The 25,862-nt window shown below is 51.7% G+C and carries 33 protein-coding genes and 2 pseudogenes; 27 read left to right on the forward strand and 8 right to left on the reverse strand.

The genetic code is table 11. The annotated features are described in order from the left end of the window. The 10 genes and pseudogenes from AB5903_RS06365 to AB5903_RS06410 all read left to right on the forward strand — a co-directional run. Window positions 1–180: pseudogene (locus tag AB5903_RS06365) on the forward strand (hypothetical protein); the annotation flags it as partial. Window positions 181–263: 83 nt separating this feature from the next. Beyond that, window positions 264–605 (forward strand): hypothetical protein, encoded by a 342-nt coding sequence (locus AB5903_RS06370; RefSeq protein WP_004295473.1) that lies wholly within the window; start codon window positions 264–266, stop codon window positions 603–605. Window positions 606–691: 86 nt separating this feature from the next. Next, window positions 692–1,120 carry a hypothetical protein gene (locus tag AB5903_RS06375; protein WP_008025569.1) on the forward strand — a complete coding sequence of 143 codons (429 nt, stop codon included), beginning with the start codon at window positions 692–694 and terminating at the stop codon, window positions 1,118–1,120. A 79-nt stretch (window positions 1,121–1,199) separates the two neighbouring features. Continuing rightward, the gene (locus AB5903_RS06380) at window positions 1,200–1,652 is read left to right on the forward strand and encodes a DUF4265 domain-containing protein (protein ID WP_016212891.1); all 453 of its coding nucleotides are present in this window, start codon (window positions 1,200–1,202) and stop codon (window positions 1,650–1,652) included. A 73-nt stretch (window positions 1,653–1,725) separates the two neighbouring features. Next, window positions 1,726–2,238, forward strand: a complete 513-nt coding sequence (locus tag AB5903_RS06385; protein ID WP_008763874.1) for an ankyrin repeat domain-containing protein — start codon at window positions 1,726–1,728, stop codon at window positions 2,236–2,238. A 40-nt stretch (window positions 2,239–2,278) separates the two neighbouring features. Further along, a complete protein-coding gene (locus tag AB5903_RS06390; RefSeq protein WP_004295263.1) occupies window positions 2,279–2,743 on the forward strand; it encodes an Imm21 family immunity protein in 465 nt (154 codons plus the stop codon). Window positions 2,744–2,816: 73 nt separating this feature from the next. After that, a complete protein-coding gene (locus tag AB5903_RS06395) occupies window positions 2,817–3,812 on the forward strand; it encodes an SMI1/KNR4 family protein (protein WP_004295262.1) in 996 nt (331 codons plus the stop codon). A 77-nt stretch (window positions 3,813–3,889) separates the two neighbouring features. After that, the gene (locus AB5903_RS06400) at window positions 3,890–4,258 is read left to right on the forward strand and encodes an Imm44 family immunity protein (protein WP_004295261.1); all 369 of its coding nucleotides are present in this window, start codon (window positions 3,890–3,892) and stop codon (window positions 4,256–4,258) included. A gap of 59 nt (window positions 4,259–4,317) precedes the next feature. After that, the gene (locus tag AB5903_RS06405) at window positions 4,318–5,268 is read left to right on the forward strand and encodes a hypothetical protein (RefSeq protein WP_007662662.1); all 951 of its coding nucleotides are present in this window, start codon (window positions 4,318–4,320) and stop codon (window positions 5,266–5,268) included. A gap of 24 nt (window positions 5,269–5,292) precedes the next feature. Continuing rightward, window positions 5,293–5,883, forward strand: a complete 591-nt coding sequence (locus tag AB5903_RS06410; RefSeq protein ID WP_004295259.1) for a DUF4948 family protein — start codon at window positions 5,293–5,295, stop codon at window positions 5,881–5,883. Between the two features lie 28 nt (window positions 5,884–5,911). On the opposite strand, the pseudogene AB5903_RS06415 reads toward AB5903_RS06410, so the two are convergent. From AB5903_RS06415 to AB5903_RS06450, 8 genes and pseudogenes are all read right to left on the reverse strand, one after another. Next, window positions 5,912–6,290: pseudogene (locus AB5903_RS06415) on the reverse strand (hypothetical protein). A gap of 8 nt (window positions 6,291–6,298) precedes the next feature. After that, window positions 6,299–6,691, reverse strand: coding sequence for a hypothetical protein (locus AB5903_RS06420; protein WP_008763921.1), 393 nt, complete (start codon window positions 6,689–6,691; stop codon window positions 6,299–6,301). Continuing rightward, entirely contained in the window at window positions 6,688–7,083 is a 396-nt protein-coding gene (locus tag AB5903_RS06425) for a hypothetical protein (protein ID WP_004295258.1), read from the reverse strand. The genes AB5903_RS06420 and AB5903_RS06425 overlap by 4 nt, the downstream gene beginning before the upstream one ends. 4 nt (window positions 7,084–7,087) lie before the next feature. Next, complete coding sequence (locus AB5903_RS06430) at window positions 7,088–7,369, reverse strand: Imm17 family immunity protein (RefSeq protein ID WP_004295257.1); 282 nt, start codon at window positions 7,367–7,369, stop codon at window positions 7,088–7,090. Between the two features lie 153 nt (window positions 7,370–7,522). Continuing rightward, complete coding sequence (gene mobC, locus AB5903_RS06435; RefSeq protein ID WP_004319168.1) at window positions 7,523–9,532, reverse strand: conjugal transfer protein MobC; 2,010 nt, start codon at window positions 9,530–9,532, stop codon at window positions 7,523–7,525. Between the two features lie 37 nt (window positions 9,533–9,569). After that, the gene (mobB, locus tag AB5903_RS06440) at window positions 9,570–10,715 is read right to left on the reverse strand and encodes a conjugal transfer protein MobB (RefSeq protein WP_004319166.1); all 1,146 of its coding nucleotides are present in this window, start codon (window positions 10,713–10,715) and stop codon (window positions 9,570–9,572) included. Beyond that, window positions 10,709–11,131: a conjugal transfer protein MobA gene (gene mobA / locus AB5903_RS06445; RefSeq protein WP_004295462.1), complete on the reverse strand. Its 423-nt coding sequence runs from the start codon at window positions 11,129–11,131 to the stop codon at window positions 10,709–10,711. Before mobA ends, mobB begins: the two co-directional genes overlap by 7 nt. Before the next feature lie 390 nt (window positions 11,132–11,521). Further along, a complete protein-coding gene (locus AB5903_RS06450) occupies window positions 11,522–11,764 on the reverse strand; it encodes a hypothetical protein (protein WP_007559006.1) in 243 nt (80 codons plus the stop codon). Window positions 11,765–11,834: 70 nt separating this feature from the next. Here AB5903_RS06450 and AB5903_RS06455 point away from each other — a divergent pair, with 70 nt between their 5' ends. The 17 genes from AB5903_RS06455 to AB5903_RS06535 all read left to right on the forward strand — a co-directional run bounded on the left by AB5903_RS06455 (window position 11,835) and on the right by AB5903_RS06535 (window position 25,831). Beyond that, the gene (locus AB5903_RS06455; RefSeq protein ID WP_007559008.1) at window positions 11,835–12,587 is read left to right on the forward strand and encodes a ParA family protein; all 753 of its coding nucleotides are present in this window, start codon (window positions 11,835–11,837) and stop codon (window positions 12,585–12,587) included. A gap of 6 nt (window positions 12,588–12,593) precedes the next feature. Further along, a complete protein-coding gene (locus AB5903_RS06460; RefSeq protein ID WP_004295459.1) occupies window positions 12,594–13,016 on the forward strand; it encodes a DUF3408 domain-containing protein in 423 nt (140 codons plus the stop codon). A 41-nt stretch (window positions 13,017–13,057) separates the two neighbouring features. Further along, the gene (locus AB5903_RS06465) at window positions 13,058–13,477 is read left to right on the forward strand and encodes a DUF3408 domain-containing protein (protein WP_004295458.1); all 420 of its coding nucleotides are present in this window, start codon (window positions 13,058–13,060) and stop codon (window positions 13,475–13,477) included. Further along, complete coding sequence (locus tag AB5903_RS06470) at window positions 13,474–14,214, forward strand: hypothetical protein (protein WP_368117697.1); 741 nt, start codon at window positions 13,474–13,476, stop codon at window positions 14,212–14,214. The genes AB5903_RS06465 and AB5903_RS06470 overlap by 4 nt, the downstream gene beginning before the upstream one ends. Window positions 14,215–14,359: 145 nt before the next feature. Further along, the gene (locus AB5903_RS06475) at window positions 14,360–14,662 is read left to right on the forward strand and encodes a DUF4134 domain-containing protein (protein ID WP_004319158.1); all 303 of its coding nucleotides are present in this window, start codon (window positions 14,360–14,362) and stop codon (window positions 14,660–14,662) included. 20 nt (window positions 14,663–14,682) lie between these two features. Further along, window positions 14,683–15,009 (forward strand): DUF4133 domain-containing protein, encoded by a 327-nt coding sequence (locus tag AB5903_RS06480; protein ID WP_032558190.1) that lies wholly within the window; start codon window positions 14,683–14,685, stop codon window positions 15,007–15,009. Further along, window positions 15,006–17,501 (forward strand): TraG family conjugative transposon ATPase, encoded by a 2,496-nt coding sequence (locus AB5903_RS06485; protein WP_070753133.1) that lies wholly within the window; start codon window positions 15,006–15,008, stop codon window positions 17,499–17,501. Before AB5903_RS06480 ends, AB5903_RS06485 begins: the two co-directional genes overlap by 4 nt. 14 nt (window positions 17,502–17,515) lie before the next feature. Next, complete coding sequence (locus AB5903_RS06490) at window positions 17,516–17,830, forward strand: DUF3876 domain-containing protein (protein ID WP_032558181.1); 315 nt, start codon at window positions 17,516–17,518, stop codon at window positions 17,828–17,830. Between the two features lie 35 nt (window positions 17,831–17,865). Continuing rightward, window positions 17,866–18,486: a DUF4141 domain-containing protein gene (locus AB5903_RS06495; RefSeq protein WP_004295452.1), complete on the forward strand. Its 621-nt coding sequence runs from the start codon at window positions 17,866–17,868 to the stop codon at window positions 18,484–18,486. Window positions 18,487–18,505: 19 nt separating this feature from the next. Further along, window positions 18,506–19,585: a conjugative transposon protein TraJ gene (gene traJ / locus AB5903_RS06500; RefSeq protein ID WP_007662673.1), complete on the forward strand. Its 1,080-nt coding sequence runs from the start codon at window positions 18,506–18,508 to the stop codon at window positions 19,583–19,585. Between the two features lie 11 nt (window positions 19,586–19,596). Beyond that, on the forward strand, window positions 19,597–20,220 hold the full coding sequence (gene traK / locus AB5903_RS06505) for a conjugative transposon protein TraK (RefSeq protein ID WP_004295450.1): 624 nt from the start codon (window positions 19,597–19,599) through the stop codon (window positions 20,218–20,220). Between the two features lie 4 nt (window positions 20,221–20,224). After that, complete coding sequence (locus AB5903_RS06510; protein ID WP_004295449.1) at window positions 20,225–20,524, forward strand: TraL conjugative transposon family protein; 300 nt, start codon at window positions 20,225–20,227, stop codon at window positions 20,522–20,524. Next, the gene (gene traM / locus AB5903_RS06515; RefSeq protein ID WP_008620140.1) at window positions 20,499–21,779 is read left to right on the forward strand and encodes a conjugative transposon protein TraM; all 1,281 of its coding nucleotides are present in this window, start codon (window positions 20,499–20,501) and stop codon (window positions 21,777–21,779) included. The genes AB5903_RS06510 and traM overlap by 26 nt, the downstream gene beginning before the upstream one ends. Window positions 21,780–21,851: 72 nt before the next feature. Continuing rightward, a complete protein-coding gene (traN, locus tag AB5903_RS06520; protein WP_004303795.1) occupies window positions 21,852–22,772 on the forward strand; it encodes a conjugative transposon protein TraN in 921 nt (306 codons plus the stop codon). A gap of 1 nt (window position 22,773) precedes the next feature. Further along, entirely contained in the window at window positions 22,774–23,358 is a 585-nt protein-coding gene (locus tag AB5903_RS06525; RefSeq protein WP_368117698.1) for a conjugal transfer protein TraO, read from the forward strand. Between the two features lie 13 nt (window positions 23,359–23,371). Beyond that, on the forward strand, window positions 23,372–23,815 hold the full coding sequence (locus AB5903_RS06530) for a DUF3872 domain-containing protein (protein ID WP_004295445.1): 444 nt from the start codon (window positions 23,372–23,374) through the stop codon (window positions 23,813–23,815). Window positions 23,816–23,878: 63 nt separating this feature from the next. Then, window positions 23,879–25,831 carry a DUF4116 domain-containing protein gene (locus tag AB5903_RS06535; protein WP_032558183.1) on the forward strand — a complete coding sequence of 651 codons (1,953 nt, stop codon included), beginning with the start codon at window positions 23,879–23,881 and terminating at the stop codon, window positions 25,829–25,831. The last annotated feature ends 31 nt before the right edge of the window (window positions 25,832–25,862 follow it).

The raw sequence follows: 25,862 nt of genomic DNA on the forward strand, positions 1-25,862 counted from the left end.
CCGATAGAAGAAGTTGAAGTAAAATGGGATTCTACTGAATTAGTCCTATTTGATTCTTTGTCTCCCTATTGTGAAGCATCGGTTAAAGTGTTTTTATCACTACAAAAAACATCTTGTATAATAAAAACTTATCATTACCAAAAAGACGAAGTATCTTTAATAATACATTCAATCCAATAAAGACGATTAACATGCGGCTAAACCTCCCCAGAAAAAGGTCGGTTAGCCACCAAACATTAGCAACTTTACAAACTAAAAAGAATATGAGTGACCAAATAATTTTTGATGTTGACGGACTTATAGAAGCTCAAATCCGTCAGAGAGATAAAGACTACGCAAAAGTCTGTTGTCAGAACTTATTAAACTACGCATACGGAAAGGGGCTTTTGTGTGATAATCCATGTGATAATGAAGGAAACCTAATCATGCCTTCAATTATTAAGGAAAGTTCTTTAACAGAAATTGGTAAACATATTTTTGTTGAATTGCTATTTAAGTGGTTTGCATACACAGATAATGAAAGTGGAAAAATTGACAGAAAAAATAACATCAAAATGTTAGAGAAGTATTACAATCAACTTTTACAAAAGATTGATAGAAAATAGGTTGCTAACAAACAGATGAAACATTGAAGGCGGTTTATCTGCCGGACATTAGCAATAAAGTAAAACAAATAAAATATCATCAAATCATGCTAAGTAATAAAGTGATAGACTATTTGAATAAACAAGGTGTATATTCAGAAAAAGAAGATAAAGCATATAAAAAGGCTTTGATTGATTTAGGAATTGATTTAAATAGTGATTTTGCACTGTTTAATCTAAATACTACCGAAATAACATTTCGAGGACAATGTGGCGAAATCTATAATGTGTGTTGGTTTAAAATTTACTCTAATGATTTAAGTTATGGTATAGAAAGGCAAGCAGTGTTAGGCATTCCCTCCGAATACTTACCTCTTGATAGCTTTGAAGGTGAAGGCGGTTTTTTCTATAACCGTAATACAGGAGAAGTTCTTGAAATTGAATTGGGAGAGAAACTAATCAATTTTCAGAATGGAAAGTTGTCTCCACAATGGAAAGACTTCAATTCTTTTTTGGAATGGTATTTTGGATTATAATAAGTTATTGCTAACAAGCGAATGAACTGCCCTAACAATCAGTTATTCGCCAGCCATTATCAACTTATTAATGAATAAAATGAAAAAAGACAAACATATAAAAGTGCTATTCCACTTGGAACAAGATGAAGATGGCTATCCACCATTTTCTATTGAAGGTTTGTGGTGCAAAAAGGCAAGTAATGATACCTATATTGTCGATAATGTGCCATTCTATACCTATGGAATCAGTTTGGGGGATGAGATATGTGTTACAGAAGAAGATGGCGAATATCATTTTCAATCCATAGTGAATCCCTCTGGAAATAGCACATTGAGGGTACATTTTAACGATAAACGTATGCAGATGGTCAGAGACAAACTACTTGATATGGGATGCAAGGTAGAGATTTCTAATCTCTCTTCATTCGTATCCATAAATGTACCACAAGAAGTTTCCTTAAAAGTGGTCGAAGATGTTCTGACCAATATGCAAAAAGAATGTGATAGTTTGGCTTATGAACATGGTGTTGTCAGACAAAATATAAGTTGATAACAAACAGCAGATCGACTGAATAAGCGGAACGCTGCCGAACATTATCGTTGTCAACATTAGAATAAAAAAAATGAAAACAATAGAAGATATGAAACTTGAATTATTGAGTGATAACTCAAATAAGTTCATGCAGACTCTAATAGATTATGACATAAAAAGTAAAGACAAATATGGCAGTAATCTACTTCATTATTATATAATGAACTATGATAGTATTGTACATCCAGCAGGTGTGATTATATCCGAATTTATAAAAAAAGGATTGGATATAAATGATAAAAGAAAAGACGGACGGACTGCATTATATCTTTCTGTTCAGTGTCAGCTACAAGATATTTTTGAAATACTCCTGAATAGCAATGCAGATTTGGATATACAAAATGTAAATGGGAATACTCCTTTATGGGAAGCCGTTATGCGATACCGTGGAGATGGCTTCTTTATCGAACAACTTTTGAAAAATGGGGCTAATCCCGATATAAAAAATAACTATGGAGTATCTCCTAAATCATTGGCAAGAACTATCGCAAATTATGATGTAAGAAGATTCTTTAACAACGATAACAAACAGCAAACCGACTGAACAAGCGGCACGCTGCCAAACATTAATCGCTGAGAAAAATATGAATAATTGGATTGAAACATCAGGAAGCCCATTTGTCATTGTTGAGCAACAATATGCCCATCAATGGAAGGGTCAAGAAAACTACAATGCTATATGTAGCGTAACAGATTACTTGGGGAAAATCTATATAGACAATCATGTCTTATTGGTAATGGGAGATGAACCGATGGCTACACGCATAGTAAATAAAGATGGAGCAATTTTAATAATTCGTTGGAAGTATGCTCCCGATTATCTAACGGTGGAAAAACTTCTGGAGAATGATATAGTAACTGGGGCAGAACCGATAGAAGAAGTTGAAGTAAAATGGGATTCTACTGAATTAGTCCTATTTGATTCTTTGTCTCCCTATTGTGAAGCGTCGGTTAAAGTTTTTTTATCATTACAAAAAACATCTTGTATAATAAAAACTTATCTTTATCAAAAAGACGAAGTATCTTTAATAATACATTCAATCCAATAAAGACGATTAACAAGCGGCTCAACCTCCCCTTAAAGGTCGGTTAGCCACCAAACATTATCTGCCCATAAAAAGAATGAATATGAAAATAGAATTAGAAAATTGCCAAAAAAGTCTTACTCTCAAAGATTTTGAAGAAATAGAGAGTAAATTGGGTTATGCCTTGCCGGAAAGACTGAAAGAGTTCTATTTACAATATAATGGAGGTTCTACGAAACAGATCGCAAGCATAAATAAATATCAAGAGGTGGAAATTGAAGATTTCTTCCCATTCAAATATAACAAGGATTTTAAGAATGACCCCAGATATACGGCAGAAGGCGAAACATTAGAGTTAAGAAAAGCAGGAGCTATATCTGATAGCATTCTTATTTTTGCTATGGAATCTACCGATGAAGGTCGGATTACCATAGACTTGGTTAATGGAAAGATCTATCTTTACCCTATTGTGGGGATGCAAGATGTAATCTTCAATTTTGGAGAGCCACGACTTGTTGCAAATTCAATAGATGATTTCTTTGACAATCTCGTTGTTTTGGACGGGCACAAAGCAATTCCAGCAATAGAAGAAATCGAAGAGGGACAAACGGAGACAGCAGGTGTAATGCCTGAACTTTCGGACTGTTCGGCTTCGCTAACAAAAGAAGATATAAAGAATTTTGAGGTTGAGTTGAATGTAAAGATTCCGGCAGGCATGAAGAACTTTTACCTCAAGTTCAACGGTGGTATGCCATCACCATATTGTTATCAACCGCAGGACGAGGATTTGGATCGGGTGGAGATAAATGCGTTCTTTCCGATAAAGGAACGCACCAATGCTTTTGAAACAATTGAAGTCATAGCCAAAGATATATGGAGTAGGAATTTAATGCCATGCAATCTGTTGCCTTTTGCTATGGATTCGGGTGGAAACTATTATGCGTTGAACTTGAAGAATAAAAAGATTTACTATTACTTGACTGACGAGTGGGACGAAAACGCTTCAAGAGAATACAACTTTGAAACAAATACTCGTTACATCGCCCAGTCATTCAATTACTTTATAAATCATTTCATCGAAGAAGAGGAATAAAGCGGGCAGATAACAAGCGGATCAATCTCCTTTAATGATGATTATCCGCCGAACATTACTAACGATAACAAATTTGTATGAAAGTTTTTATTGGAGGTGAATTGGAACATAGTATTTCTGATAAGTTTCGTAAAGCAAGAAACTCTGTAATAGAATATATGGATTGTCTATGTGATATTTCATATATTAATGAACTAAGTTTCTATGTATTCTGCTTAAAAGGATTTACTACAAATCCATTAAGTCGATATTCGAAAAAACGTAATCGGATAGAATTGGAAATTCTACTCCCATTTGATAAATTTGAAACAGCAAATGATTCTCAATGTGTTGAGATATTGAAACAAAGTATTCTTGATGCTATTGAGAACTATAAAAATAAAAACATTCCACAACAATATATTGATGTAATTGTAGAAAAAATGAAAGCATCAATTAATGAATGAATTCGTTAGTAACAAACAGCACTACTGCTTAAAGCGGAACGCTATTGAACATTACAGCTATGGATATAACGAATAGAATTATTGTCGCCTTACTGGAACGAATGAAAAGTAGAAACAAGAACTTTTCATTATCAAGACCTAAGTTTCATCGGTTGTTTCAAATAAATCCCGATGGCTACTTATGGTATGGCGAGAAACTGGAGCGGCATTTACTTAACAAATATGGAGAATCGGCTGATACATTGAAATATCTTGATATATATTATTTCATTTCCAATATTGTGCGGTTGTATTACATGCCTAAAAATTCAAATTCGGAGGAAAACGAGTTTGGAAAGCTATACGCTTATGGCTCCATAATAGGGTTACACCGTTGTCATATTCCAGATAAGCGAATATATCTGAACCGATTGTTAAATACTTTACTGTTCTGTTGTCCGACTTCTGAAGAATATATCCGTAGATTCCGCTGGCAAAAAAACGGTATATATTACAAATCGCAGGATGTGGAAGTTCTTATTGCCGATACATTTACAGAAATACGGGAATCGGACAAACAATCAGAATCCATTGAAATAGTTGAGTCAATAGTCAATGAGACATACCGTTATCTGGTAGGCTCAAATACGGGGCTTCCATTTGTCCGTTCGGAAACTTTATTGCACTACAACCTGAACCCATCTGATTATATGTGGCTATATCAGCACGATAAGGAATTGTTTTATACTTGTCTTGATGCAGCAGCATTACAGTCGGAGATTTTCAGTTACAAGTCATTTGTGTACAATTTCAACCTGTATATTCTAAAAGACGCAAATATATTGGATGAATTGTCCAGATATTCCAAATGTTATGAAGCCGTTTTAGAACTGCTTTTCAAATCCGATTCAATTATGCAGAACTCTGTTATTCGGCAAATCAAATTATGTAGAAATGAAGATACCATTAAACAGAATAACAGATTGGATGCTATTAACAAATGGCTCAACTCCCTAAACAAGATTGGTTAGCCACAGAACATTAAACATTAGAAAATGAGAACACCAGTCATAATCCTGTTATTTGTAATCCTGCTTGCCGTAAGCTGCGGAGAGCCTCCCATGCCGCCGTCGGACGAGGAAATGATACGCCATTTCACCACGCATGAGGTGGCGTTCCGTAAGGTGTACGAAATCATGGCAGAGAGTTCAGAAGGTAGTTTTCACTACCCGCCGCTTTCTCCGGAAGAGGTTATTATACTTGATTCAATGGAGCAAAGCGATACATCCCATGAAACGAATGATGAACAAGACATCCCGGTATATGGACTGTTGAAGCCGGAGCGAATCCTACTCGACTCCCTGTTATCAGAGATTGGATGCGGTTTTATCCTTGTTGATCGCAGGGAATGGGGAACGGCAGATTCGGTATATGTGAGCCTCGTTATGCCGTACTACTCCCACGGCATCGTGGATGCCGGAACGTCCAAGAGTTTCGTTTACGATCCCGGATTGAGAAGCCGTCGGAATATCCGTATCACCGAACATGGCGACCTGAACGAGATCTACCGCAGGACGTACAACGACACCACGCTTTACAAGCCCATCAAGGGAAACTGGTACATCGAGTTAGACCATTCGATATAACGGCCCGGAGTCCGTATCAAAGTATGTATCACTTTTTGTCAAGAAGATACATCATAAAGCAGATAATGGCCATCGCAAGGAAAAATAACAGAACCGCAAGGAGTTCGTTAAACCTGCACTTGGCATAGTGAGACATCACTGCTTTGCCTCGCCATTTGTAAATCCTGCTGACGAGCGACATAACGGCAAATGTGACAATGCTAAAAGACACATGGCAACAATGCCGACACACCTGGAAAAAGCCGGATAGTAACAGTCATCATAGGGAATATCAAAAGAGCGAAGATATAAATCGAGAGCATCATTTCGCCATCGACCCTGCCTGTTCGTCTTGCCTGCTTCCATTTCTCCCCCATCCACCAGAGGTAGTCCCAGAGATAGAACCGTTGTCTGCCGTTATTCTTCATGCCGTTATTTATTTCATCAATGAAACGATTGTGATAATCATAGCCACAAAAAACATTACTGGCAGGAAGAAAAGGAGAAAACCTGTTGCAGGCTTGAATCTTCTATCAGCATAGTGGCTCATGACGGCTTTGCGCCTGCGGACTCCGTAAAGCTTTTCACCCCATATCACATACACCAGTGCAAGGACTAAATAGACACCCCACATACATTGCTGAAACGTATGGTAAACCCTCGCAAACGCAAGCAACGACATGACCGGAACATACAACAAAAAATTGAAATACATAAACAGCATACTCTCTCCTGTGATGCGAAGGTGGTATTCGTGCAACCGCTCTCCGACCCACCAGAGGTAATCCCAGAGATAAAACCGTTGCTTATTCTCCTGCCGTTTCATCATGCCCAATGTATAAATCCGAGGTGGAACATCAGCGCTACATTTGCCACGATCAGGGCGATAGCGATAAGAACTATTTTGGCGAGCTTCCTGCCGGGATGTTTCATCTTCCCGTAATGTTCACGGAGCGCTTCACGCCGTCCGGCTGTATAGCGTAGCTTGCAGAATAAATCGGGAAGAAAGCAGAGAGGAATCACTATGGCCAAACCAATCATCCAGCCGAAAAGGCGCAATATCGGTGGAAAACCAAGCGGTATGAGTAGGACGAAGAGCCAGCACCAAAACAGTAGCATACGTCCGTTGAGATTGGTACGCTCCCTTTCGTGCCATATCTCGGCTACATACCACATATAGTCGATGAAGCAGATCCGGTATTTGCGATTGTCCTTTTCCATACCGTTATCTCCATACAAAGAAACCAACCAATATAAGTATAATCAGAACGCTGACCAACACAATCTGAACCCTGCGGCGTGTTTCGGGTTTGCAATCATCAAAGAACCATAGCTTTCCATGAAACTGCCACTCACATGCCCATTTCCAACGGAACAGCAACCCTGCAAGCCATAGGGCAAGCAACCCGACACCAAACAGCAACCCGTATTTCGGGTGAGCCTGCAACCACTCGAAAAACGCTTCCGCCTTGCTGTTCATTGCTTCGTATATATCGGCAACTGTCATACTTATAATTAAAAGGATTCCGAACACAAAAATAATGTTTTCTGTTCACATAATCACTACTTTATGCTCCAAAACACCGGCTGTACGGTTATAAAACCAGGAAACAGCCCCCGTTAAGGTAACGGAGGTTGTTTGCGGGGTGTTTGTGTTCATTTAGTTCTGTTCCGGCAGGAGCTTGCAAAGCACCGGGTCGTTCTTGATACGTTCCAGTTCCTCGGCGACGATGCGGCCGGCCTCTGCCTTGATACGTTCGTAGTTTTCCTGCACGACCTGTTTCATGTGATCCGTCCCGTTCTCGTCCGTGAAGTCGGTAATTTGTGGTATCTTCTTGTACCGGGCCGTTTCCGCTTTCACTTTTTCGTTGTCCACGACAATCTCGCAGTGGAAAATCTTCTGCTCGATACGTTCGTCGAAATTGTCCGCCACGGCCCCGACGAACATTCCCTGCGTGAGCGTCGAGATCTTCGAGGCCGGGATCAGGCTGTCCAGCTGCGTGGATATGGATGTCGATTTGTCGCTGCGGCTCAACGTCATGCTCTGCCGCTTCTGCAATACCTTACCGAACCGTTCCGAGAGTGTCTTGGCCGTTTCACCTACGACCTGCCCGGAGAAGATGTTGCCCACCGTGTTCATCACGACGGCGGCCTCCTTGTCCCCGTAGTCCCTCTTCAACTGTGAAAAATCCTGGAAGCACAGCAGCACGGCGACCTTGTTGCTTCTGGCCGTGGCGATCAGGTTGTCGAGTCCCTTGAAGTAGATTGTCGGCAACTCGTCGATGATGATGCCCGATTTGAGCTGGCCTTTCTTATTTATGAGCTTGACAATCCGGGAATTATACAATCCCAAAGCCGCTCCGTAAATGTTTTGCCTGTCGGGATTGTTCCCCACGCAGAGTATCTTGGGATCGTCCGGGTTGTTGATGTCGAGCGTGAAATCGTCGCCCGACATGACCCAATATAGCTGGGGCGAAATCATGCGGGAAAGCGGAATTTTGGCCGATGCTATCTGGCCCTGGAGCTGGTCTTGAGCGCCTCCGAGCCAGGCATCCATAAAGGGGCTGAGGTAGTTTTCGAGTTCCGGGTAGGATGTCAGAATCGGGAAAATATCCTCGTACCGCTTGTTCAGGAACTCGATGGCGTGCGGGAAGGTACAATACCGCCCGTTGTCGTAGATGCGCAGGAACCAGATCACGGCCGCAAAAAGGATAATGGGGCTTTCCACAAAAAAATCGCCCTGCTTCTGCACCCAGCTTCGGTTCAGGTTGAGCATGATGGTATAGGCGCTCTCGTAGGCGTCCGAAATATCGGTCATGAAGTCCGGGTGAATGGGGTTACAGCGGTGCGAGCGGCGCGGGTCGTCGAAATTTATGACGTAGAAAGTCGGGATTTTCTTGTAACCTTTCTGGTGATTCAGCAGGTGGTTGTAAGCGATTTCCGAAAGATCGGGAAACTTGTAGTCATAGATGTATTGGGTATAGCCCTTTTCGATTTGCTGTTTAATGAACTGGTTTACAACACAATAACTCTTCCCGCTGCCCGGGCTTCCCATGCAGATGCAAGCCCTTTGCGGGTTTACGACATTGGCGAACCCGTTGTTCCACTGTTTGTTATAGTAAAATTTCGTCGGCAGATTTATGGAGTACTCGTTCTCGATCAGGCGTGTTTCCTGCTGGAATGATTCGTTCTCGTTGTTGAAAGGGTCATCCATGAGATTGTTCTTCAGCAGGCGGGACATCCACACGCCGCCCATCAAGAGGCAGATATACCCGGCCGATAGGGTCAGTATGTAGAAAGCCGCGTTCGCCATCGCCGTCAGCGGCAAGTCCAGCAGCCACCAGTTGAAGAAGAACAGCACGCCTCCCGTGGCCAGCGATGCCGTGATTTTCCGCCAGGTAATTTTCTCCTCTTTTACTCCTTTTGTCCCGAGGCATGAAAGGGCGAGGAACACGACGGCGAAAAGTTTCGTCCATAGTATATTCCGGAACAGCCCCGCGGTGCGGTCGAAGTTCAGCAGAATCCTATCGACCACGCCGATATTGATTCCCCATTCCCGTATCTGCCCGTAACAGAACCAGTAGATGTTGATAACCACGAACAAGATACTCAATGCCCGCATGAAATCCATTGTTTTTGCAAGACCCCGAAGGTCGTCTTCCTGTTGCATAACCGTAAAATTTAATAAATGAATGATAATTGAGATGTTATACTTTCCTCCGTCGTGAGGTATTCCGCTTCCGTTGCCCGTCCCGTCCGGCAGGCGCTTGTTTCGGGGACAAGTCCCTCGTGTTTTCCCCGGGATTCCGTTTCCCGCCGAAGCGCAGCTCGAAGGCGTTGGCCGAGTATGCCTTTCCCAGCCGTGATCCGTTCACGACCGTCCGTGTTTCGTGGTCAATGAACGTCACTCCCACGATGCGGCCGTTTTCGTTGCGTCGTATGTAGAGATCCACCCGGGCTCCCCGCAGGCGTTCGCGCAGTTCTTCCTCCGTGGGTTCTCCCCGAAGCGCTTTATCGACCCGGCCACGGATTTGCCTCCTCGTGTCGTCCTTCCCGAACCGTTCGGCGTTGCGCTCCATGTGCCGTTCCAGCCCGTCATACCCGACCTCTTTACCGAACAGTGAGGATTTGAGCGGCGCGGCCACTGCCTTGTCCCCGTTCTCGTCCAGCAGCGTGTAGAGCAATCCCCGGTAGGGGGTTCCGTTCCGCTCTCCCCGGACTTCCTCTATACCTATATTATATAAGGACAACAATGCCCGGAACTCGCCGAGGGTCTGGAAGCGGTATGTCGCCACGGCCGGTTTTATTACCGCTGCCACCTGGCGTTTCAGGTCGCCCCGCGTGTAATCGGCGGGGACGATCCCTTGCCCTTTCTCCCGCCTTCTCCCTTTGGCGGGATGCAGTCCGTACTCCCGTTCCAGTTCCTCGGTAACGGCCACGCTGCGTTCGTTGCGCCTGCTGTCGTTTATCTTGCGCCCGTCCTGGGCCACCTGCACCGACACGATATGGATATGCTCCCGTCCGATGTCGGTATGCTTGAATACGATATAAGGTTGTCCTCCCCAGCCCATGCGCTCCATGTAGGCCCCGGCTATCTCCGCGAGTTGCCCGTCGTCGAGGCGGTCTTCGGGAGCCGGGTTGAGCGACACGTGCACGACGGGTTTTTCCGTCCGGTAGTGCGAGGGCATCCAGCGCAGGAGGTCTTCTGCCGTCGCGGCCACGTTGAAGCGCCCATCCGCCGGCTCCCTCACGATGTGGGTCAGCAGCACCTTCCCGTCGCCCCGATCGACTTTCTCCTGGTTGTACGCCAGCGCGCCGTACACGTCTTTTCCGGTGGTGATATTGGCTACCATCGCTGTTTGAACTCTTCGGAGAGCGACACGACCTGCTGCCCGACGGCCGCCAGTTCACGTGTCGCTCTCTCCAGTTTATAGAGCAGCGCGAGTGTTTTCTTCTCGGAAAAATGCGCGTGCAGCTCCTTCACCACCTGGTTGTAATTCGTTCCCACGGCACGGAATTGGGCGTGGAAAGCGGTCAGCTTCGCCACGTATTCGAGCGTTCCCCGGTCGGTCTTTACCACCCGGAACGCCTCGTTGAACACTCTCGCTTTGATAAAAGCGGCTTTGGACAATAGCCCGGACTGCTCGTAAAGGTCGAGGAAACGGGCATGTTCCACGGCTGAAAAGTTTACCGAAAAGCGGTAAACGGCCGGGTCGTTTTTCGCGGGTCGTCCCCCTTTGCCCCCTCGGGGCTTTCTGTTCTTTTCCATCGCATCGAAATTTTAAGGAGAGGCCAGGGCCCCACCGGTTCCTGAAAATTCCGATCCCTTCGCGGCTTGCCGCCCTTCTGAAAAGCACCGACTCCGGAGGTGCTTTCTCCCCCTTGCGGGCAAGCTGTTTTCTGCTGCAAAACGAGAATCGTGCAGCAGAAAACACAGCTTGCTATTTGCCCTTTGCAAATACCTTCTGCCCGCTCGCGGACAGAACATTGAAAGAGCCGCCGTAAAACGGGGCAAGGACGGCTTCATTAGCGTCGGGATCATTCACGAGGCAAAGATACCGACCTGGTCAATCACTTGTGCCATAAGCGATTACGCCACTTGCGTCCACTTTGACGCCACACGCGGCCATAGCGGAAAAAGAGCATACAACCCGTGTTTTTAAGGGTTTACTTTGCACGTGAGAACGGATACGGGCAATGACACATCCCCCTGTCCGCACACGTGCGGACGGATGCAGAAAACACCGTGTGCAGAGGAAAAAGCGGGTCTTTGTCCGGATAAGCAAATGCGGTTGCGCATGAGTATAAAATCGGACACGCGCCCATGCACCGGCATACCGGCGTAACAGCCTGCCAGCGCACCGGCATATATGCGTGCCGGCATACCTGCATAAAATCTCATGCCGTCACTTGCCCGGATATGTGAAGAGATGAACGATTACCCGATTGTATAACTAAAAACGCATGGAACAATGAAAGAGAAAACGAAATTCGTGGCCTTCTCCACCCAGAAAGGCGGAGCGGGCAAAACCACCCTCACGGTGCTGGCAGCCTCTTACCTGCACTATGTAAAGGGTTTCAATGTCGCGGTCATCGACTGCGATTATCCCCAACACTCCATCGTGGAGATGCGGGAACGTGACCTGAAGCTTGCCCTCGAAGACGAACATTACAAGAGGTTAGCTTACGAACAATTCACCCGGCTTCAAAAGAAAGCCTATCCTGTCGTGGAAAGCAACACGAAAGAGGCGTTGGCCGATGCCGACTACCTCCTGCCGCAAGGTGATTTCGATTATGTGTTCTTCGACCTTCCCGGTACGATCAATAACGAGGATCTGATTCATTCCCTGGCCGGAATGGATTATCTCGTCGCCCCGATCAGTGCCGACCGGGTTGTCATGGAAAGCACCCTGAATTACGCGGTTGTGGTAAAGGAGCATATCATGGGCCGCGAGAAGTCCCGGATGAAAGGGCTGTATATGCTATGGAACATGGTGGACGGGCGTGAGAAGACAGAATTATATCAGGTTTACGAGGCGGTAATGAAAGAGCTGGATCTTCCTGTTCTGAAGACCTTCCTGCCTGACACCAAGCGTTTTCGTCGTGAGCAGAACGCCAGCCGTCGCTCTGTCTTCCGCTCCACGCTCTTCCCGGCAGACCGTTCTTTGATCCGGGGCAGCAACCTGGATAAACTCGTGGATGAATTGATCGAACTGTTAAAGTAGGATCTTATGAGCGGAAAAGAACATGACGACGGTTTGGACGCTTCCTTCATCATCAGCCAGGCCAAAAGTCGAAACCGGCCATTACATCCTTACACGCCGGAAAAAGAGGAGGAGGCATCGGCTCTATCGGAACCGTCCGGCGAGGCCGCCTCCTCGTCGGCTACGAAAGAGGAGGGCCGCCGCCGAAGAGGGAAAGGCCAGGATTACGAGCGTCTTTTTATCCGGAACGCCCCCTCCAATACCCGAAGCGGCAAAACGGTGTATATCCGCAAGGAGTTTCACGAGCGTATAACCCGGATAGTGCAGGTTATCGGTAAGAACGAACTCTCGCTGTATAGCTACCTGGACAATGTGCTGGAGCAGCATTTCGCTACCTATCAGGAGGAAATTTCGGAACTCTACAAGAAACGGAACTCCGATATTTTTTAGTTATGAACCCAATATTTACAACCTATTAAAAACAATCCATCATGTCAGACAAGGCAATTATTTTATCTGTTATCCTGGCGGCTGTCCTTTGTGTCGCCGTGCCCTTCATCTTCCGCGTGTGCCGCTACCGGCGCAGGATGAAAACCCTTATCGTCCCCGACGGCCCTTCGGGGGAGGTCGCCGTGGGGACTGTCCCCACCCCCGAGGCCGAGTACCTGGCCCGTTACATCTGCCTGCTGCGGCTGCCTTTCGCCGGTAACAAGCACGTGAAGATACGTCCGTCGTATCACGAGCGTATCCGCGAGATCACCCGTGTCATCGGTCGTGGCGACGTGACGATCACGGCCTACGTGGACAAGGTTCTCAAGGCGCACCTGGACGATAACCGGGAAACCATCGAGCGGCTTTTCGAGGAACGCGAGGCCGTGGCCTCCCGGCAACCCAAAGCGGAGGAGCGATGAACGGGGCGTTGTGGCTGCTGCCCCTCTTTGCCGTGGGGTATGCCTTGTGGGCGTTTTTCCGCCTGCGGCGGATGGAACGCAACGAACCGGCAGACGGGATCGTTGCCGAAGACACTCCCTGCCGGCAGGAGATCATCGGCAGGAGCCGCTTTGTCCTCGACCCGCGCCACTCCCGGCCACAAGCTGCCGTAGAATCTGAAACTGAAAAAGTTACGGAAAAAGCCGATATATTTGTGCCCACGAATGTACCCGAACACCCCCGGCAGATTCCGCCGGAAGACCTGGATGAAGTGTTCGGTGTCGCTCCCGAGGGGGAGCCTAACGAACCTCTGGAAATCGACTTTCCGCTGTACGATGAATCTTTCCCGGATGCGGACGCGGAGGAGCCGGATTATGACGAGGATGAAGACGACACCGAAGAGCTGCCCCTTTTGGGCCGCTCGCTTGCCCAGGGGGTTAGTTTTGAACAGATGGGCGAAGCCTACCGCCACGTGGTACACGATCCACCTTCAACAGACGAGCAAAGGGAGGAAACGGGACGTGTCCTCCTGGGCCTGAAACAGACCGACATGTTCGAGGTCATCGTTTCGGGCCGCCCCGACGGGAACGACAGGGTAAAATCCCTGATCGACACCTACCTCTCGGCCTTTCACCGGCGTATGTCCGAGAGGTCTGCGGAAAGCCCATCTCTGCAGGGTTCGGTTCCCACGGGTTTCGACGTCCGTGAGTTTGTTTAACCCCATAATGACATCACGATGAAAGAAAAAGACTACGGGTAGCGCGTGAGGCTATCCTCGAACCACTGAAAAAATCCGAATCAAGAAGTTTAACCCGGTGCGGGGCCTATCCATCCCCGCGCCACAATTCAAACATTATCGAGTTATGAGAAAGAACAAGATTCTTCTTCCGGCGGCATTTCTCTTTGCCGCCATCTCCTCCGCTTTCGCGCAGGGCAACGGCATCGCCGGCATTACGGAGGCTACCAACATGGTAACCAGTTACTTCGACCCCGGCACGAAACTCGTGTACGCTGTGGGGGCTGTGGTCGGCCTTATCGGGGGCATCAAGGTCTATAACAAGTTTTCGAGCGGCGACCCCGACACGTCGAAGACCGCCGCGAGCTGGTTCGGCGCGTGTATTTTCCTGATTGTCGCCGCGACGATCCTACGCTCTTTCTTCTTGTAGTCCAACCTGTCATGCAAATAATTATGGAATATGGAATCAACAAGGGAATCGGCAAGAGCGTGGAGTTCCGGGGTCTGAAGGCGCAGTACCTCTTCATCTTCGCGGGCGGCCTGCTGGCCGTCTTCGTGGTGTTCGTCATCCTCTACATGGCAGGGGTCGATCAGTGGGTATGTATCGCTTTCGGCGTTGCGGCGGCTTCGGTGCTGGTCTGGCTTACCTTCCGCCTGAACGCCCGTTACGGGGAACACGGGCTGATGAAGCTGCTCGCCGCGCGCCGGCATCCCCGCTACCTGCTCAACCGCAAGTCCCTGCGCCGGTTGCTGAAAAGAAAGGGGGGCCGCGTATGAGAAACATCTTGAAAGCCACCACGCTGGAAAGCAAGTTCCCGCTCCTGGCCGTGGAAGGCGGTTGTATCATCAGCAAGGACGCGGACATAACGGTCGTCTATCGGGTCGAACTCCCGGAGCTGTTCACCGTCACGTCCGCCGAGTACGAGGCGATCCACGCCGCCTGGTGCAAGGCCCTGAAGGTCTTGCCCGAATACAGCGTGGTACACAAGCAGGACTGGTTCATCCGCGAGCGTTACCGCCCGGCCACGGGCGAGGGGGACATGAGTTTCCTCTCCCGCAGTTACGAGCGGCATTTCAACGAGCGTCCGTTCCTGACCCACGCCTGCTTCCTTTACCTGACGAAAACGACGAGGGAGCGTATGCACATGCGTTCAGACTTCTCGACCCTCTGCCGGGGCAACATCATTCCCAAAGAGGTAAACCGGGAGTCGGCGACAAAATTCCTGGAGGCGGCGGAACAGTTCGAGCGTATTCTGAACGATTCGGGTTTCCTGACCCTTGTCCGCCTCACGGGGGACGAGATCACGGGTACGGCGGATTGTCCGGGCCTGCTGGAGCGGTACTTTTCCCTCTCGCTCTCGGAGACGACTTCTCTTCAGGACATCGAGCTGGGGGCCGAGGTTCTGCGCGTGGGTAACAAACGGGTGTGCCTGCACACGCTCTCGGACACGGAAGACCTGCCGGGGCGCGTGGGTACGGATACCCGTTACGAGCGTCTTTCCACCGACCGTTCGGACTGCCTGCTCTCGTTCGCGGCCCCCGTGGGGCTTCTGCTTTCCTGCGACCACCTTTACAACCAGTACGTGTTCCTGGAAGACAGCGACGAAAACCTGCGTATGTTCGAGAAACGTGCGCGTAACATGCAGTCCCTTTCCCGCTACTCCCGCGGGAACCAGATAAACAAGGAGTGGATCGACCAGTATCTCAACGAGGCGCACTCGTTCGGTCTTCAATCCGTCCGGGCCCATTTCAACGTGCTGGCCTGGTCGGACGACGTGCAGGAGCTCCGGCATATCCGCAATGATGTGGGCAGCCAGCTCGCTCTGATGGAGTGCCGCCCGCGCCACAACACCGTGGACGCCGCCACGCTCTACTGGGCGGGTATGCCGGGCAACGCGGGGGATTTCCCCGCCGAGGAATCGTTCTACACGTTCATCGAGCCCGCAGTCTGTTTCTTCACGGAGGAAACCAACTATAAATCCTCGTCCAGCCCTTTCGGCATCAAGCTGTGCGACCGCGTAAGCGGCAGGCCCCTGCACCTGGACATCTCGGACGAACCGATGAAAAAAGGGATCATTACGAACAGGAATAAATTCGTGTTAGGCGGCTCGGGGTCAGGCAAGTCATTCTTTATGAATCATTTAGTCCGCCAATACTGGGAGCAGGGCACGCATGTCGTGCTGGTGGATACCGGTAACAGCTACCAGGGTCTTTGCGAGCTGATCCGGCGTAAGACCAAAGGTGAGGACGGCGTGTATTTTACCTATACCGAGGAACATCCCATCAGTTTCAACCCGTTCTACACCGACGACTACTATTTCGACGTGGAGAAGAAGGACAGCATCAAGACGCTGCTGCTGACACTCTGGAAAACCGAGGACGACAAGATCACGAAGACCGAGAGCGGCGAGCTGGGCAGTGCCGTGAACGCCTATATCGAGCGTATCCGCGCCGACCGGAATATCGTGCCGTGTTTTGACAGTTTCTACGAGTACCTGCGGGACGACTACCGCCGCGAGCTGGAGGAGCGGGAGATCCGGGTCAGCCGCGAGGATTTCAACATCGACAACATGCTCATCACCCTGCGGCAGTATTATAAGGGCGGACGCTACGACTTCCTTCTGAACTCCCGGGCCAACATCGACCTGCTCTCGAAGCGCTTCGTGGTCTTCGAGGTGGATTCCATCAAGGAAAACAAGGAGCTTTTTCCCGTGGTCACCATTATCATCATGGAGGCTTTCATAAACAAGATGAGACGGCTCAAGGGGGTACGCAAACAGCTCATCGTCGAGGAGGCCTGGAAGGCGCTCTCTACGGCCAATATGGCTGAATATCTGCGTTATATGTATAAAACAGTCCGCAAATACTACGGTGAGGCCATCGTTGTGACGCAGGAGGTCGAGGACATCATTTCCAGCCCGGTGGTCAAGGAGGCGATCATCAACAACTCGGACTGCAAGATCCTGCTCGACCAGCGCAAGTTCATGAACCGTTTCGATGCGATTCAGTCCTTGTTGGGGCTGACCGACAAGGAGAAGGCGCAGATTCTCTCGATCAACCAGTCCAACGACCCTTCCCGTAAATACAAGGAGGTCTGGATCGGTCTGGGCGGCGTTCAGTCGGCGGTCTATGCCACGGAGGTCAGCGTCCCGGAGTACCTGGCCTACACGACCGAGGAAACGGAGAAAGTGGAGGTACAGCGGCTTGCCGGCGAGCTGGGCGGTGATATGGAACTGGCGATCAGGCAGCTCGCCGAGGGCAAACGTTAAAGGGAGGGCAGGCCATGTATCGCAAGTGTATCGGATCAGACCCCACGGCGGCGCATTTGGACTTCGCGCTGTACGAGGTGGCGGGCGAGTGGGAAAGCCGCTCGGGTTCTCCCCGGGTTCGCATCTACCGCAACCCGGGACGCCGGGGCGGCGGTTTTTACGTGGAGGTGTCCTACAAGGACGGGACACGCTTCTCCCGTCCCGTGAGGAAGTATTGGGGAGGTATCCGTTACTTCGACCTCTACGGGTATGTCGCCCTGGCCTACGATGCGGGGCGCGAGGTGCTCCAGCTCTCCGCCTACGGGGATTATTACCGGGCGTCGGAATGACCGCCCAAGTATTCACGAATTAAATAATGAAAAGGATGAAACGATTGATTTTAACGCTGTTCGTGGGGCTTCTTTGCTTCACGTACCAGGCAAAAGCGCAGTGGACGGTCATCGACCCGTCGAACCTCGTTCAGAACATCAAGAGCGCGGTTCAAAGCTCGACCACGGCGACCAACATGGTCAAGTCGCTGCAAGAGAGTATCAAGATTTATAACCAGAGCAAGGCTTACTACGACGCCCTCAAATCGGTGCATAACATCATCAAGGATGCCCGGAAGGTGAAGCTGACGCTCGAAATGGTCAGCGAGATCACGGAAATCTACACCTCGGGATTCAACCGTATGGTTTCAGACCCGAACTTCACGGTGGACGAGCTGGCGGCGATCTCGGCGGGTTACGCCCGGTTGCTGGAGGAGGGCGGCGCGCTGGTGGCGGAACTCAAGACGGTCATAACCGGCGGCAACGGCCTCTCGCTCTCGGACAAGGAGCGGATGGACGTGGTGGATCAGGTTTACACGAAGATGCTGGAGTACCGCAACCTCACGCGCTATTACACGCGCAAGACCATCTCCGTGTCCTTCATCCGCAGCCGCGAAAAGGGCGACGCGCACCGGGTGCTGGCACTTTACGGGAACCCGAACGACAGATATTGGTAACCTGAAAACGGAGGCAGTCATGGATTTCGACAATTTACACCAGGTTCTCCGGAACCTGTATCAGGAGATGATGCCGCTATGCGGCGACATGATCGGGGTGGCGAAAGGTATCGCCGGCCTGGGTGCGCTCTTTTACGTGGCTTACCGGGTATGGAAGGCACTGGCCAATGCGGAGCCTATCGACGTGTTCCCGCTCCTGCGGCCTTTCGCCATCGGCTTGTGCGTGATGTTCTTTCCCACCGTGGTTCTGGGGACGATCAACGCCGTGATGTCGCCCGTGGTGCAGGGCACGCACGCCATACTGGAGGGGCAGACATTGGATTTGCAGGCATACCAGCAACAGAAGGACGATTTGGAAGCCGAAGCCCGCAGGCGCGAGGGCAAGGCTTGGTTAGTGGACGACGAGGTGTATGAACAACGGCTTGCGGATATGGGTATCACGGATTTGGGCGAGATTATCAGCATGTGGGCCGAACGCACGTGGTACGACATCAAGGCCGGTTTCCGGCAGCTTGTCCGGGACTTCTTCGAGTTGTTGTTCAACGCCGCGGGGCTTACCATCGACACGCTGCGGACATTCTTTTTAGTCGTGCTGTCGATTCTGGGGCCCTTGTCGTTCGCCCTCTCCATTTACGACGGCTTCCACTCGACGCTCGCGAGCTGGATTTCCCGCTATATCAGCGTGTACCTTTGGCTTCCCATCGCCGACCTGTTCTCCGCGGTGCTGGCCAAGATCCAGACGTTGATGCTCCAGGCGGACGTCCTGGCCCTGCAAGACCCCAACTACATTCCCGACAGCGGCAGCGGTGTCTATATTATCTTTTTGATTATAGGTATCATAGGCTATTTCACGATCCCCACCGTTGCCGAGTGGGTGATCCAGTCGGGCGGAGCCGGCGGGGCTATGGGCGGTATCAACAAGGCCGGGGCATTCGCCACGGGTGTCGCGGGCGGTATCGCCGGCAACATGATCGGCCGCACGTTCGGGCGTCGCGGCGGTGGCGGTTCCTCCTCCGGTAACGGCGGCGGTGGCCCGGCTTCGGGCAGTGCCCCCAACGGGCGCAACCTGGCAACACAAGGTAACAATAATCATTCATAACAATTTGGACAATGGAATTCAAGTCATTAAAAAACATCGAAACAAGTTTCAGGCAGATTCGGCTTTTCGGTATCGTGTTCCTCTGCCTGTGCGCGCTGGTATCCGTGTTCAGCGTGGTCGCGAGCTTCCGTTTCGCCGAAAAGCAGCGCGAGAAGATCTACGTCCTGGACGGGGGCAAGTCGCTGATGCTGGCGCTCTCGCAGGATTTGAGCCAGAACCGCCCCGTGGAGGCGCGCGAACATATCCGGCGTTTTCACGAGTTGTTCTTCACCCTCTCGCCCGACCGTGCGGCCATCGAGAGCAACATCAACCGCGCGCTGTTCCTGGTCGATAAGAGCGCCTTCGCCTACTACCAGGACATGCAGGAGAAAGGTTACTACAACCGTGTGGTGTCGGGGAACATCAGCCAGCGTATCGAGGTGGACTCCGTGGTGTGCGACTTCAACGCCTATCCCTACCGGGCCATGACCTATGCCCGGCAAATGATTGTCCGCGAGAGCAACATCACCGAGCGTTCGCTGGTCACGCGCTGCGAGCTGATCAACTCGGGGCGTTCGGACAATAACCCGCAGGGTTTCATCATGGAGAAATTCGAGATTCTGGAGAACCGCGATTTACGTACATTAAAAAGATAAGGCTATGGCAAAGAAGAGAATAAAGGCTTTCGGGGAGTGGGTCGAAGACCACCTGCGCCGCGCTTGCGGGGCGCTCTCGCCCGATAAGCGGATTATCGTGATCCTCACGCTGCTCTTGTTCTTTTCCGTCTTGTCGCTCTACTTTACCGTGTCTTCCATCTACCGCTTCGGCAAGGGAGCCGGGGAACGGATGCAGATACGGCATATCGAGCGGCTGGAACTGGAATTAAGACAACGGCAGGAGGCCGACAGTGTAAAACATCTAAAAGATTTCAATTATGACGACGAACGAAAAACAGAATAAACAGCCGGAGGCGGGGAAAAAGGAACTCACGCCCCGGCAGATACAGATGCGGAAGAAGCTGGTGGTCTTCCCGCTCTTTTTCCTGGCCTTTGCCGGGTGCATGTGGCTGATCTTCTCCCCCGGCGAAAAAGAACGGGAGGAGCCTTCGGCGGGTTTCAACACGGAGCTGCCGACCCCGGAATCGGAGGGTATCCTCTCGGACAAGCGTGATGCCTACGTGCAGGAGGAGATGCGGCGCAGGGAACGGGAAAAGATGCGCTCCTTGCAGGATTTCGCGTTCGGGATGGAGGACGAGGAGGAAGAGCCCGTCATGCCCGCTGCCGTGCCGGATAAGTCTTCCGGCCCTGCCGGCGGTTCGTCGGGAGCTTTCCGGACTTCCCGTGCCGCCTATGCCGACATCAACCGCCAGCTAGGCAGTTTCTACGAGGAGACCGCCGGTGAAACGGGGGAAGAGCGCGAGATGCAGGCCCGCATCGAGGAACTGGAACGCCGCCTGGAAGAACAGCAGGCGCAGAAAACGGCCCAGGAGGAGCAGGTGGCGCTGCTGGAGAAGTCCTACGAGATCGCCGCCCGCTACATGAATGGCGGTCAGGCCCCTGAAGCCCCGCGTCAGAAAGCCTCCGTTTCCGGCAAGGCTTCCGTGCAGCCCGTGCGCCAGGTGCGCCGTAACATCGTGTCGCTGCTCGCCGCCCCGCTGCCCGATTCGGTCTTCGCCCGTGAGTTCGTCAAGCCCCGGAACTGGGGTTTCAACACGGTGGGGAGCGACCTTCGCGAGCCCGAGCGCAACAGTATCCGTGCCGCCGTGCAGCAAACCGTGACGCTCACCGATGGCGGGGAGGTTACTTTCCGGCTGCTGGAACCGATGATGGCGGGAGAGCTGCTCATCCCCTCGGGTACGCCCGTAACGGGGGCGGCGAGGATCAACGGCGAACGGCTGACGGTCAAGGTCAGCGCTGTCCAGCACGGCGGGGCGGTCGTTCCGGTCGATCTGTCGGTCTATGACACGAACGGCAACGAGGGTATTCCCGTGCCGGGGTCGGAAGAACTCAATGCCGTGAAGGAGATCGCCGCCAATATGGGTGCGGGCATGGGCAGCAGTATCACGATCACGGACGATGCCGGTTCGCAACTGCTTTCCGACCTGGGGCGCAGCGCCATCCAGGGCGTGTCGCAATACGTGAGCAAGAAGATGCGCTCGGTCAAGGTCACGCTCAAGGCCGGTTACAGCGTCCTGCTGCTCCCGCCCCTTCAATAAGGGTACAAACGACGTACTTCCGTACACCACTGAAAAAATCCATTTTTATCAACAATCAAAAATTTATCGAGTATGAAAAAGATTCTTCTGGCACTCGCTTTTATCGGGTGCATGTTCGCTGCCCACGCGCAGGAAAAGCCCTCCACGGGCGATTTGTACGACGGTCTTACCCGTCCGCTGACCTTCAACCGGGTTATCCCGCCCTACGCGCTGGAGGTGACGTTCAGCAAGACCGTTCATGTGATTTTCCCCTCGGCCATCCGTTATGTCGATCTGGGGTCTTCGGATCTTCTGGCGGCGAAAGCCGACGGCACGGAAAACGTGCTGCGTGTAAAGGCGGCCCTGCGTGATTTCTCGCGCGAGAGCAACCTTTCGGTCATTACCGAGGACGGGGCCTATTACAGCTTCAATGTCAAGTATGCCGACGAGCCGGTGAAACTGTCGGTCGAGATGGCGGACTTCCTGCATGACGGGGAGGCGGTAAACCGCCCCAATAATGCGCTGGACATCTATTTGCAGGAGTTGGGATGCGAATCTCCGCTGCTGGTCAAACTGATCATGCAGTCCATTTACAAGAATGACCGCCGCGAGATCAAGCATATCGGTTGCAAGCGTTTCGGGGTACAATACCTCCTCAAAGGTATCTACGTGCATAACGACCTGCTTTATTTCCACCTCCAACTGAAAAACTCCTCCAACGTGCCTTTCAACGTGGACTACCTGACGTTCAAGATTACGGACAAGAAGGTGGCCAAACGCACGGCCATTCAGGAGCAGGTCGTATGGCCCGTGCGTGCGTACAACAACGTGCAGGTCATCGGCGGCAAGCGTACCGAGCGCATGGTCTTCACGCTCCCGAAGTTCACGCTGGCCGACGACAAGCAGCTGGTCGTGGAACTGCACGAGCAGCAGGGCGGGCGACACCAGACTTTCACGGTAGAGAATGCCGACCTGGTGCGCGCACGTGTTATCAACGAGTTAAAGGTAAAGTGATATGAAACGGGCGATATTCATTCTCACGCTGGGGTTATGCCTCCTCCTTTCGGACGGGGCGCACGCCCAGCGTGCCCTGCCCGCCATGCGCGGGCTGGAAATACGGGGAGGCATGACCGACGGCTTCTATACCCGGGACAGCCGCAGCGAAACGGGCTACTGGTTCGGGCTGGCCATGAGCCGCTACGCGAAGAATGCCGACAAGTGGGTGTTCGGCGCGGAGTTCCTGAACCGTTATTACCCCTACAAGTCGGAACGTATCCCTGTGGCGCAGTTCACGGCCGAGGGCGGTTACTATTACAGGTTCCTCGCCGACCCGTCCAGGACTTTTTTCTTCTACCTCGGCGGCTCGGCGCTGGTCGGTTACGAGAGTGTGAACCGGGGCGAAAGGCGGCTCTATGACGGCTCTACGCTCCGCCACCGCGACCGTTTCCTCTATGGCGGGGCCGTCACGCTGGAGGTCGATGCGTACCTGACCGACAGGATTATCCTCTCGCTGACGGGGCGTGAGCGTATCCTATGGGGCACTACAACGGGACATTTCCACGCGCAGTTCGGCCTGGGCGTGAAATTCATAATCCATTAAACTTGCAAGCGACATGAAAAAGATGAAAAAGATATTGGCCCTGGCGGTCTGGATCGCCGCCCTGGGTCTTTTATGCGCATCCTGCGACAACGGGCTGGATATACAGCAGGCGTACACGTTCTCTCTGGAAACGATGCCCGTTCAGAAGCGAATCTCCGTTGGTGAAACCGCTGAAATCCGCTGCACGCTCGTGCGGGAGGGGAGATATGACGGCGCGCGTTACACGATCCGCTATTTCCAGCCCGACGGGCGCGGTGAGTTGAGGATGGACGACGGTACGGTGTTCCTGCCCAACGACCGCTATCCGCTCGACCGTGAGGTGTTCCGCCTCTATTACACATCGCGCAGCGATGACCAGCAGACCATCGACGTCTATGTCGAGGACAACACGGGTCAGGTCGTGAAGACCTCCTTCACGTTCCAGAGCGAGAACGGGACGGAGGAAACGGAACGATAACGGAATATGTCTAACCAAGAGAAGCGCCCGTCACCCGGGCGCTTTCCATAAATACTGAAAACCATGACAGAGCAAGAGAGAATAGATATAGCCTATCTCGATACGGGGGTGTACGAGAACCCGTGGCGCGAGAACCTTTTCGAGACGCTGCCCGAGGATCGGAAAACGGCGGAAGTCTGCCGTTTCGCCATCAAGAAATCGGCTTTCAACATCGAGTTCGTTCCCGAAGCGATGAAAACGCCGGAACTTTGTCTTGCCGCGGCCGGCCACCGGGGCGAAACACTGAAATTCGTCCCTGACCGTCTGAAGACACCGAAAATGTGCCGTGCCGCCGTCGATAGCAACAGCTACGCGCTGTATTACGTTCCGGAGGGGTTGAAGACCCCCGAACTGTGCATGGCGGCCGTGAAGCGCAACGGTCTGGTGCTGGAGGCCGTCCCCGGGGAATTGAGGACGCCGCAAATATGCCGTGCGGCGTTGAAAGCGGTGGACAGTGCCGATTACAAGATACTCCCTTACATTCCGTATCCCGATATATGCCTGGAAGGGCTGAAAAAATTCGGGATGTCGTTCGTGGACAAGTTCGAGATTTTCGCCTCCATTGCCCCGGAGGTCATGACCGAGGAACTGGCCCTTCACGGCGTGGGGATGGACGCGTCCTGCCTTTCGCTCGTGCCGGTGGAACTGCGCACGGAGGCAGTCTGCCTGCGTGCCGTCAGCGGGGACGGCATCCTGCTCCATGAAGTGCCGGAGGAATTACGCACGGAACGGGTCTGCGAGGCCGCCGTGTCCTCGAACTACCTGGCACTGGAGTACGTTCCGAAACATCTGAAAACCGACCGTCTGTGCGGGATGGCGCTGGAGCGCGATCCCCTGGCCATCCGCTTTTTCAACCCCGAACAGCTCACGCCGGAGGTCTGCAACCGGGCGTTGGCCCGTACCGACGACCTGCGTGTCCTCCGCTATATCCCCTTCGAGGAGATACACCTGAAAGTGTTGGGGTTCTATTGCACGAATTACGATAAGACCTTCGATTTTTTGGAGAACATGAACCCCTGGTTCCTCACGCCGAGGGTGGCCCGGGAAATTTTCGCCCTGGAGCCGGAGCTGTTCTACAACCTTCCCGACCACGCCAAGAACGAGGAGATGTGCCGCCGGGCCGTCGGGCACGACGGGAGCTACCTGCAATATGTCCCCGAGAAGTGGAAAACGCCGGAGTTGTGCATGGAGGCCATACGGCGCAGTCCCTATGCCATCGCCCACCTGCCCGAGAGCATGAAAAGCCCGGATCTATACATGAGCCTGGTGCGGGAGAACCCGCAAAACCTGAAAGGCGTCCCCCGCGAAGCCCGGACGCCGGAGATGAGCCGGGAGGCTTTCGAGCGTACCTACGGGAAGGACAAAACCGATTTCTCGGTTATCAGCGCGTTGAGCGACCCCGCCCTGGTCTTGCAGGTGTTCCGCGAGCAGGACGACCCGCAGCAGATACACCGGTTGATGAGTGTCCTGCACCTGAACCGCCGGCTTGTAACGGAGGAGGTGGCGTTGGAGGCCGTTCGCAAGGATGCGGGGGTGCTGTACGACATTCCCCAGACGGCCATCACGCCGCTCGTGGCCGATACGGCCGTGCGGGGCGACCCGAGGATGATCCAGTGGGTTCCGAGGGAGCTTCGCACGGCGGATCTGTGCCTCTATGCCGAGGCCGCCCATCCCGAGTTGCGGGTTTACGTTCCCGACGAAATAGCAAAGGGACGTAATATCTACTCGTTCCACCGTCAGGTGGACGCGAAATTGCGGCAGCCGCTCGAATACGAACAATACAAGACCCTCTACTCGGGCGGCGCGGTGCGTGTGAACAACGTGTGGACATCGGTTGCGGGTGAGATTGACTGCTGCGAGGTGCGTTACGACCGTAAGACGGAGAAACTCAAACTGCGGATCGTCGAACCGCCCAGGGAGAAGAAGGCGCAGCCGAAGGTCGCGCCCCGCAAACCCGCCCGGGGGCCGAAATTGTAGGACGGCGGGTAGTTCTTTGGCAGGAAGGTTG

The organism is Bacteroides sp. 2201st1_D9_2201SCRN_220225 (genome assembly GCF_040928965.1).
Taxonomy (GTDB): Bacteria; Bacteroidota; Bacteroidia; order Bacteroidales; family Bacteroidaceae; genus Bacteroides; species Bacteroides stercoris.

Bases quoted from the DNA above. Each gene is read 5' to 3' on its own strand.
- AB5903_RS06370 (WP_004295473.1), top strand. From the start codon at position 264: ATGAGTGACCAAATAATTTTTGATGTTGACGGACTTATAGAAGCTCAA.
- AB5903_RS06375 (WP_008025569.1), top strand. From the start codon at position 692: ATGCTAAGTAATAAAGTGATAGACTATTTGAATAAACAAGGTGTATAT.
- AB5903_RS06380 (WP_016212891.1), top strand. From the start codon at position 1,200: ATGAAAAAAGACAAACATATAAAAGTGCTATTCCACTTGGAACAAGAT.
- AB5903_RS06385 (WP_008763874.1), top strand. From the start codon at position 1,726: ATGAAAACAATAGAAGATATGAAACTTGAATTATTGAGTGATAACTCA.
- AB5903_RS06390 (WP_004295263.1), top strand. From the start codon at position 2,279: ATGAATAATTGGATTGAAACATCAGGAAGCCCATTTGTCATTGTTGAG.
- AB5903_RS06395 (WP_004295262.1), top strand. From the start codon at position 2,817: ATGAATATGAAAATAGAATTAGAAAATTGCCAAAAAAGTCTTACTCTC.
- AB5903_RS06400 (WP_004295261.1), top strand. From the start codon at position 3,890: ATGAAAGTTTTTATTGGAGGTGAATTGGAACATAGTATTTCTGATAAG.
- AB5903_RS06405 (WP_007662662.1), top strand. From the start codon at position 4,318: ATGGATATAACGAATAGAATTATTGTCGCCTTACTGGAACGAATGAAA.
- AB5903_RS06410 (WP_004295259.1), top strand. From the start codon at position 5,293: ATGAGAACACCAGTCATAATCCTGTTATTTGTAATCCTGCTTGCCGTA.
- AB5903_RS06420 (WP_008763921.1), bottom strand. From the start codon at position 6,691: ATGATGAAACGGCAGGAGAATAAGCAACGGTTTTATCTCTGGGATTAC.
- AB5903_RS06425 (WP_004295258.1), bottom strand. From the start codon at position 7,083: ATGGAAAAGGACAATCGCAAATACCGGATCTGCTTCATCGACTATATG.
- AB5903_RS06430 (WP_004295257.1), bottom strand. From the start codon at position 7,369: ATGACAGTTGCCGATATATACGAAGCAATGAACAGCAAGGCGGAAGCG.
- mobC (WP_004319168.1), bottom strand. From the start codon at position 9,532: ATGCAACAGGAAGACGACCTTCGGGGTCTTGCAAAAACAATGGATTTC.
- mobB (WP_004319166.1), bottom strand. From the start codon at position 10,715: ATGGTAGCCAATATCACCACCGGAAAAGACGTGTACGGCGCGCTGGCG.
- mobA (WP_004295462.1), bottom strand. From the start codon at position 11,131: ATGGAAAAGAACAGAAAGCCCCGAGGGGGCAAAGGGGGACGACCCGCG.
- AB5903_RS06450 (WP_007559006.1), bottom strand. From the start codon at position 11,764: ATGAGATTTTATGCAGGTATGCCGGCACGCATATATGCCGGTGCGCTG.
- AB5903_RS06455 (WP_007559008.1), top strand. From the start codon at position 11,835: ATGAAAGAGAAAACGAAATTCGTGGCCTTCTCCACCCAGAAAGGCGGA.
- AB5903_RS06460 (WP_004295459.1), top strand. From the start codon at position 12,594: ATGAGCGGAAAAGAACATGACGACGGTTTGGACGCTTCCTTCATCATC.
- AB5903_RS06465 (WP_004295458.1), top strand. From the start codon at position 13,058: ATGTCAGACAAGGCAATTATTTTATCTGTTATCCTGGCGGCTGTCCTT.
- AB5903_RS06470 (WP_368117697.1), top strand. From the start codon at position 13,474: ATGAACGGGGCGTTGTGGCTGCTGCCCCTCTTTGCCGTGGGGTATGCC.
- AB5903_RS06475 (WP_004319158.1), top strand. From the start codon at position 14,360: ATGAGAAAGAACAAGATTCTTCTTCCGGCGGCATTTCTCTTTGCCGCC.
- AB5903_RS06485 (WP_070753133.1), top strand. From the start codon at position 15,006: ATGAGAAACATCTTGAAAGCCACCACGCTGGAAAGCAAGTTCCCGCTC.
- AB5903_RS06490 (WP_032558181.1), top strand. From the start codon at position 17,516: ATGTATCGCAAGTGTATCGGATCAGACCCCACGGCGGCGCATTTGGAC.
- AB5903_RS06495 (WP_004295452.1), top strand. From the start codon at position 17,866: ATGAAACGATTGATTTTAACGCTGTTCGTGGGGCTTCTTTGCTTCACG.
- traJ (WP_007662673.1), top strand. From the start codon at position 18,506: ATGGATTTCGACAATTTACACCAGGTTCTCCGGAACCTGTATCAGGAG.
- traK (WP_004295450.1), top strand. From the start codon at position 19,597: ATGGAATTCAAGTCATTAAAAAACATCGAAACAAGTTTCAGGCAGATT.
- AB5903_RS06510 (WP_004295449.1), top strand. From the start codon at position 20,225: ATGGCAAAGAAGAGAATAAAGGCTTTCGGGGAGTGGGTCGAAGACCAC.
- traM (WP_008620140.1), top strand. From the start codon at position 20,499: ATGACGACGAACGAAAAACAGAATAAACAGCCGGAGGCGGGGAAAAAG.
- traN (WP_004303795.1), top strand. From the start codon at position 21,852: ATGAAAAAGATTCTTCTGGCACTCGCTTTTATCGGGTGCATGTTCGCT.
- AB5903_RS06525 (WP_368117698.1), top strand. From the start codon at position 22,774: ATGAAACGGGCGATATTCATTCTCACGCTGGGGTTATGCCTCCTCCTT.
- AB5903_RS06530 (WP_004295445.1), top strand. From the start codon at position 23,372: ATGAAAAAGATGAAAAAGATATTGGCCCTGGCGGTCTGGATCGCCGCC.
- AB5903_RS06535 (WP_032558183.1), top strand. From the start codon at position 23,879: ATGACAGAGCAAGAGAGAATAGATATAGCCTATCTCGATACGGGGGTG.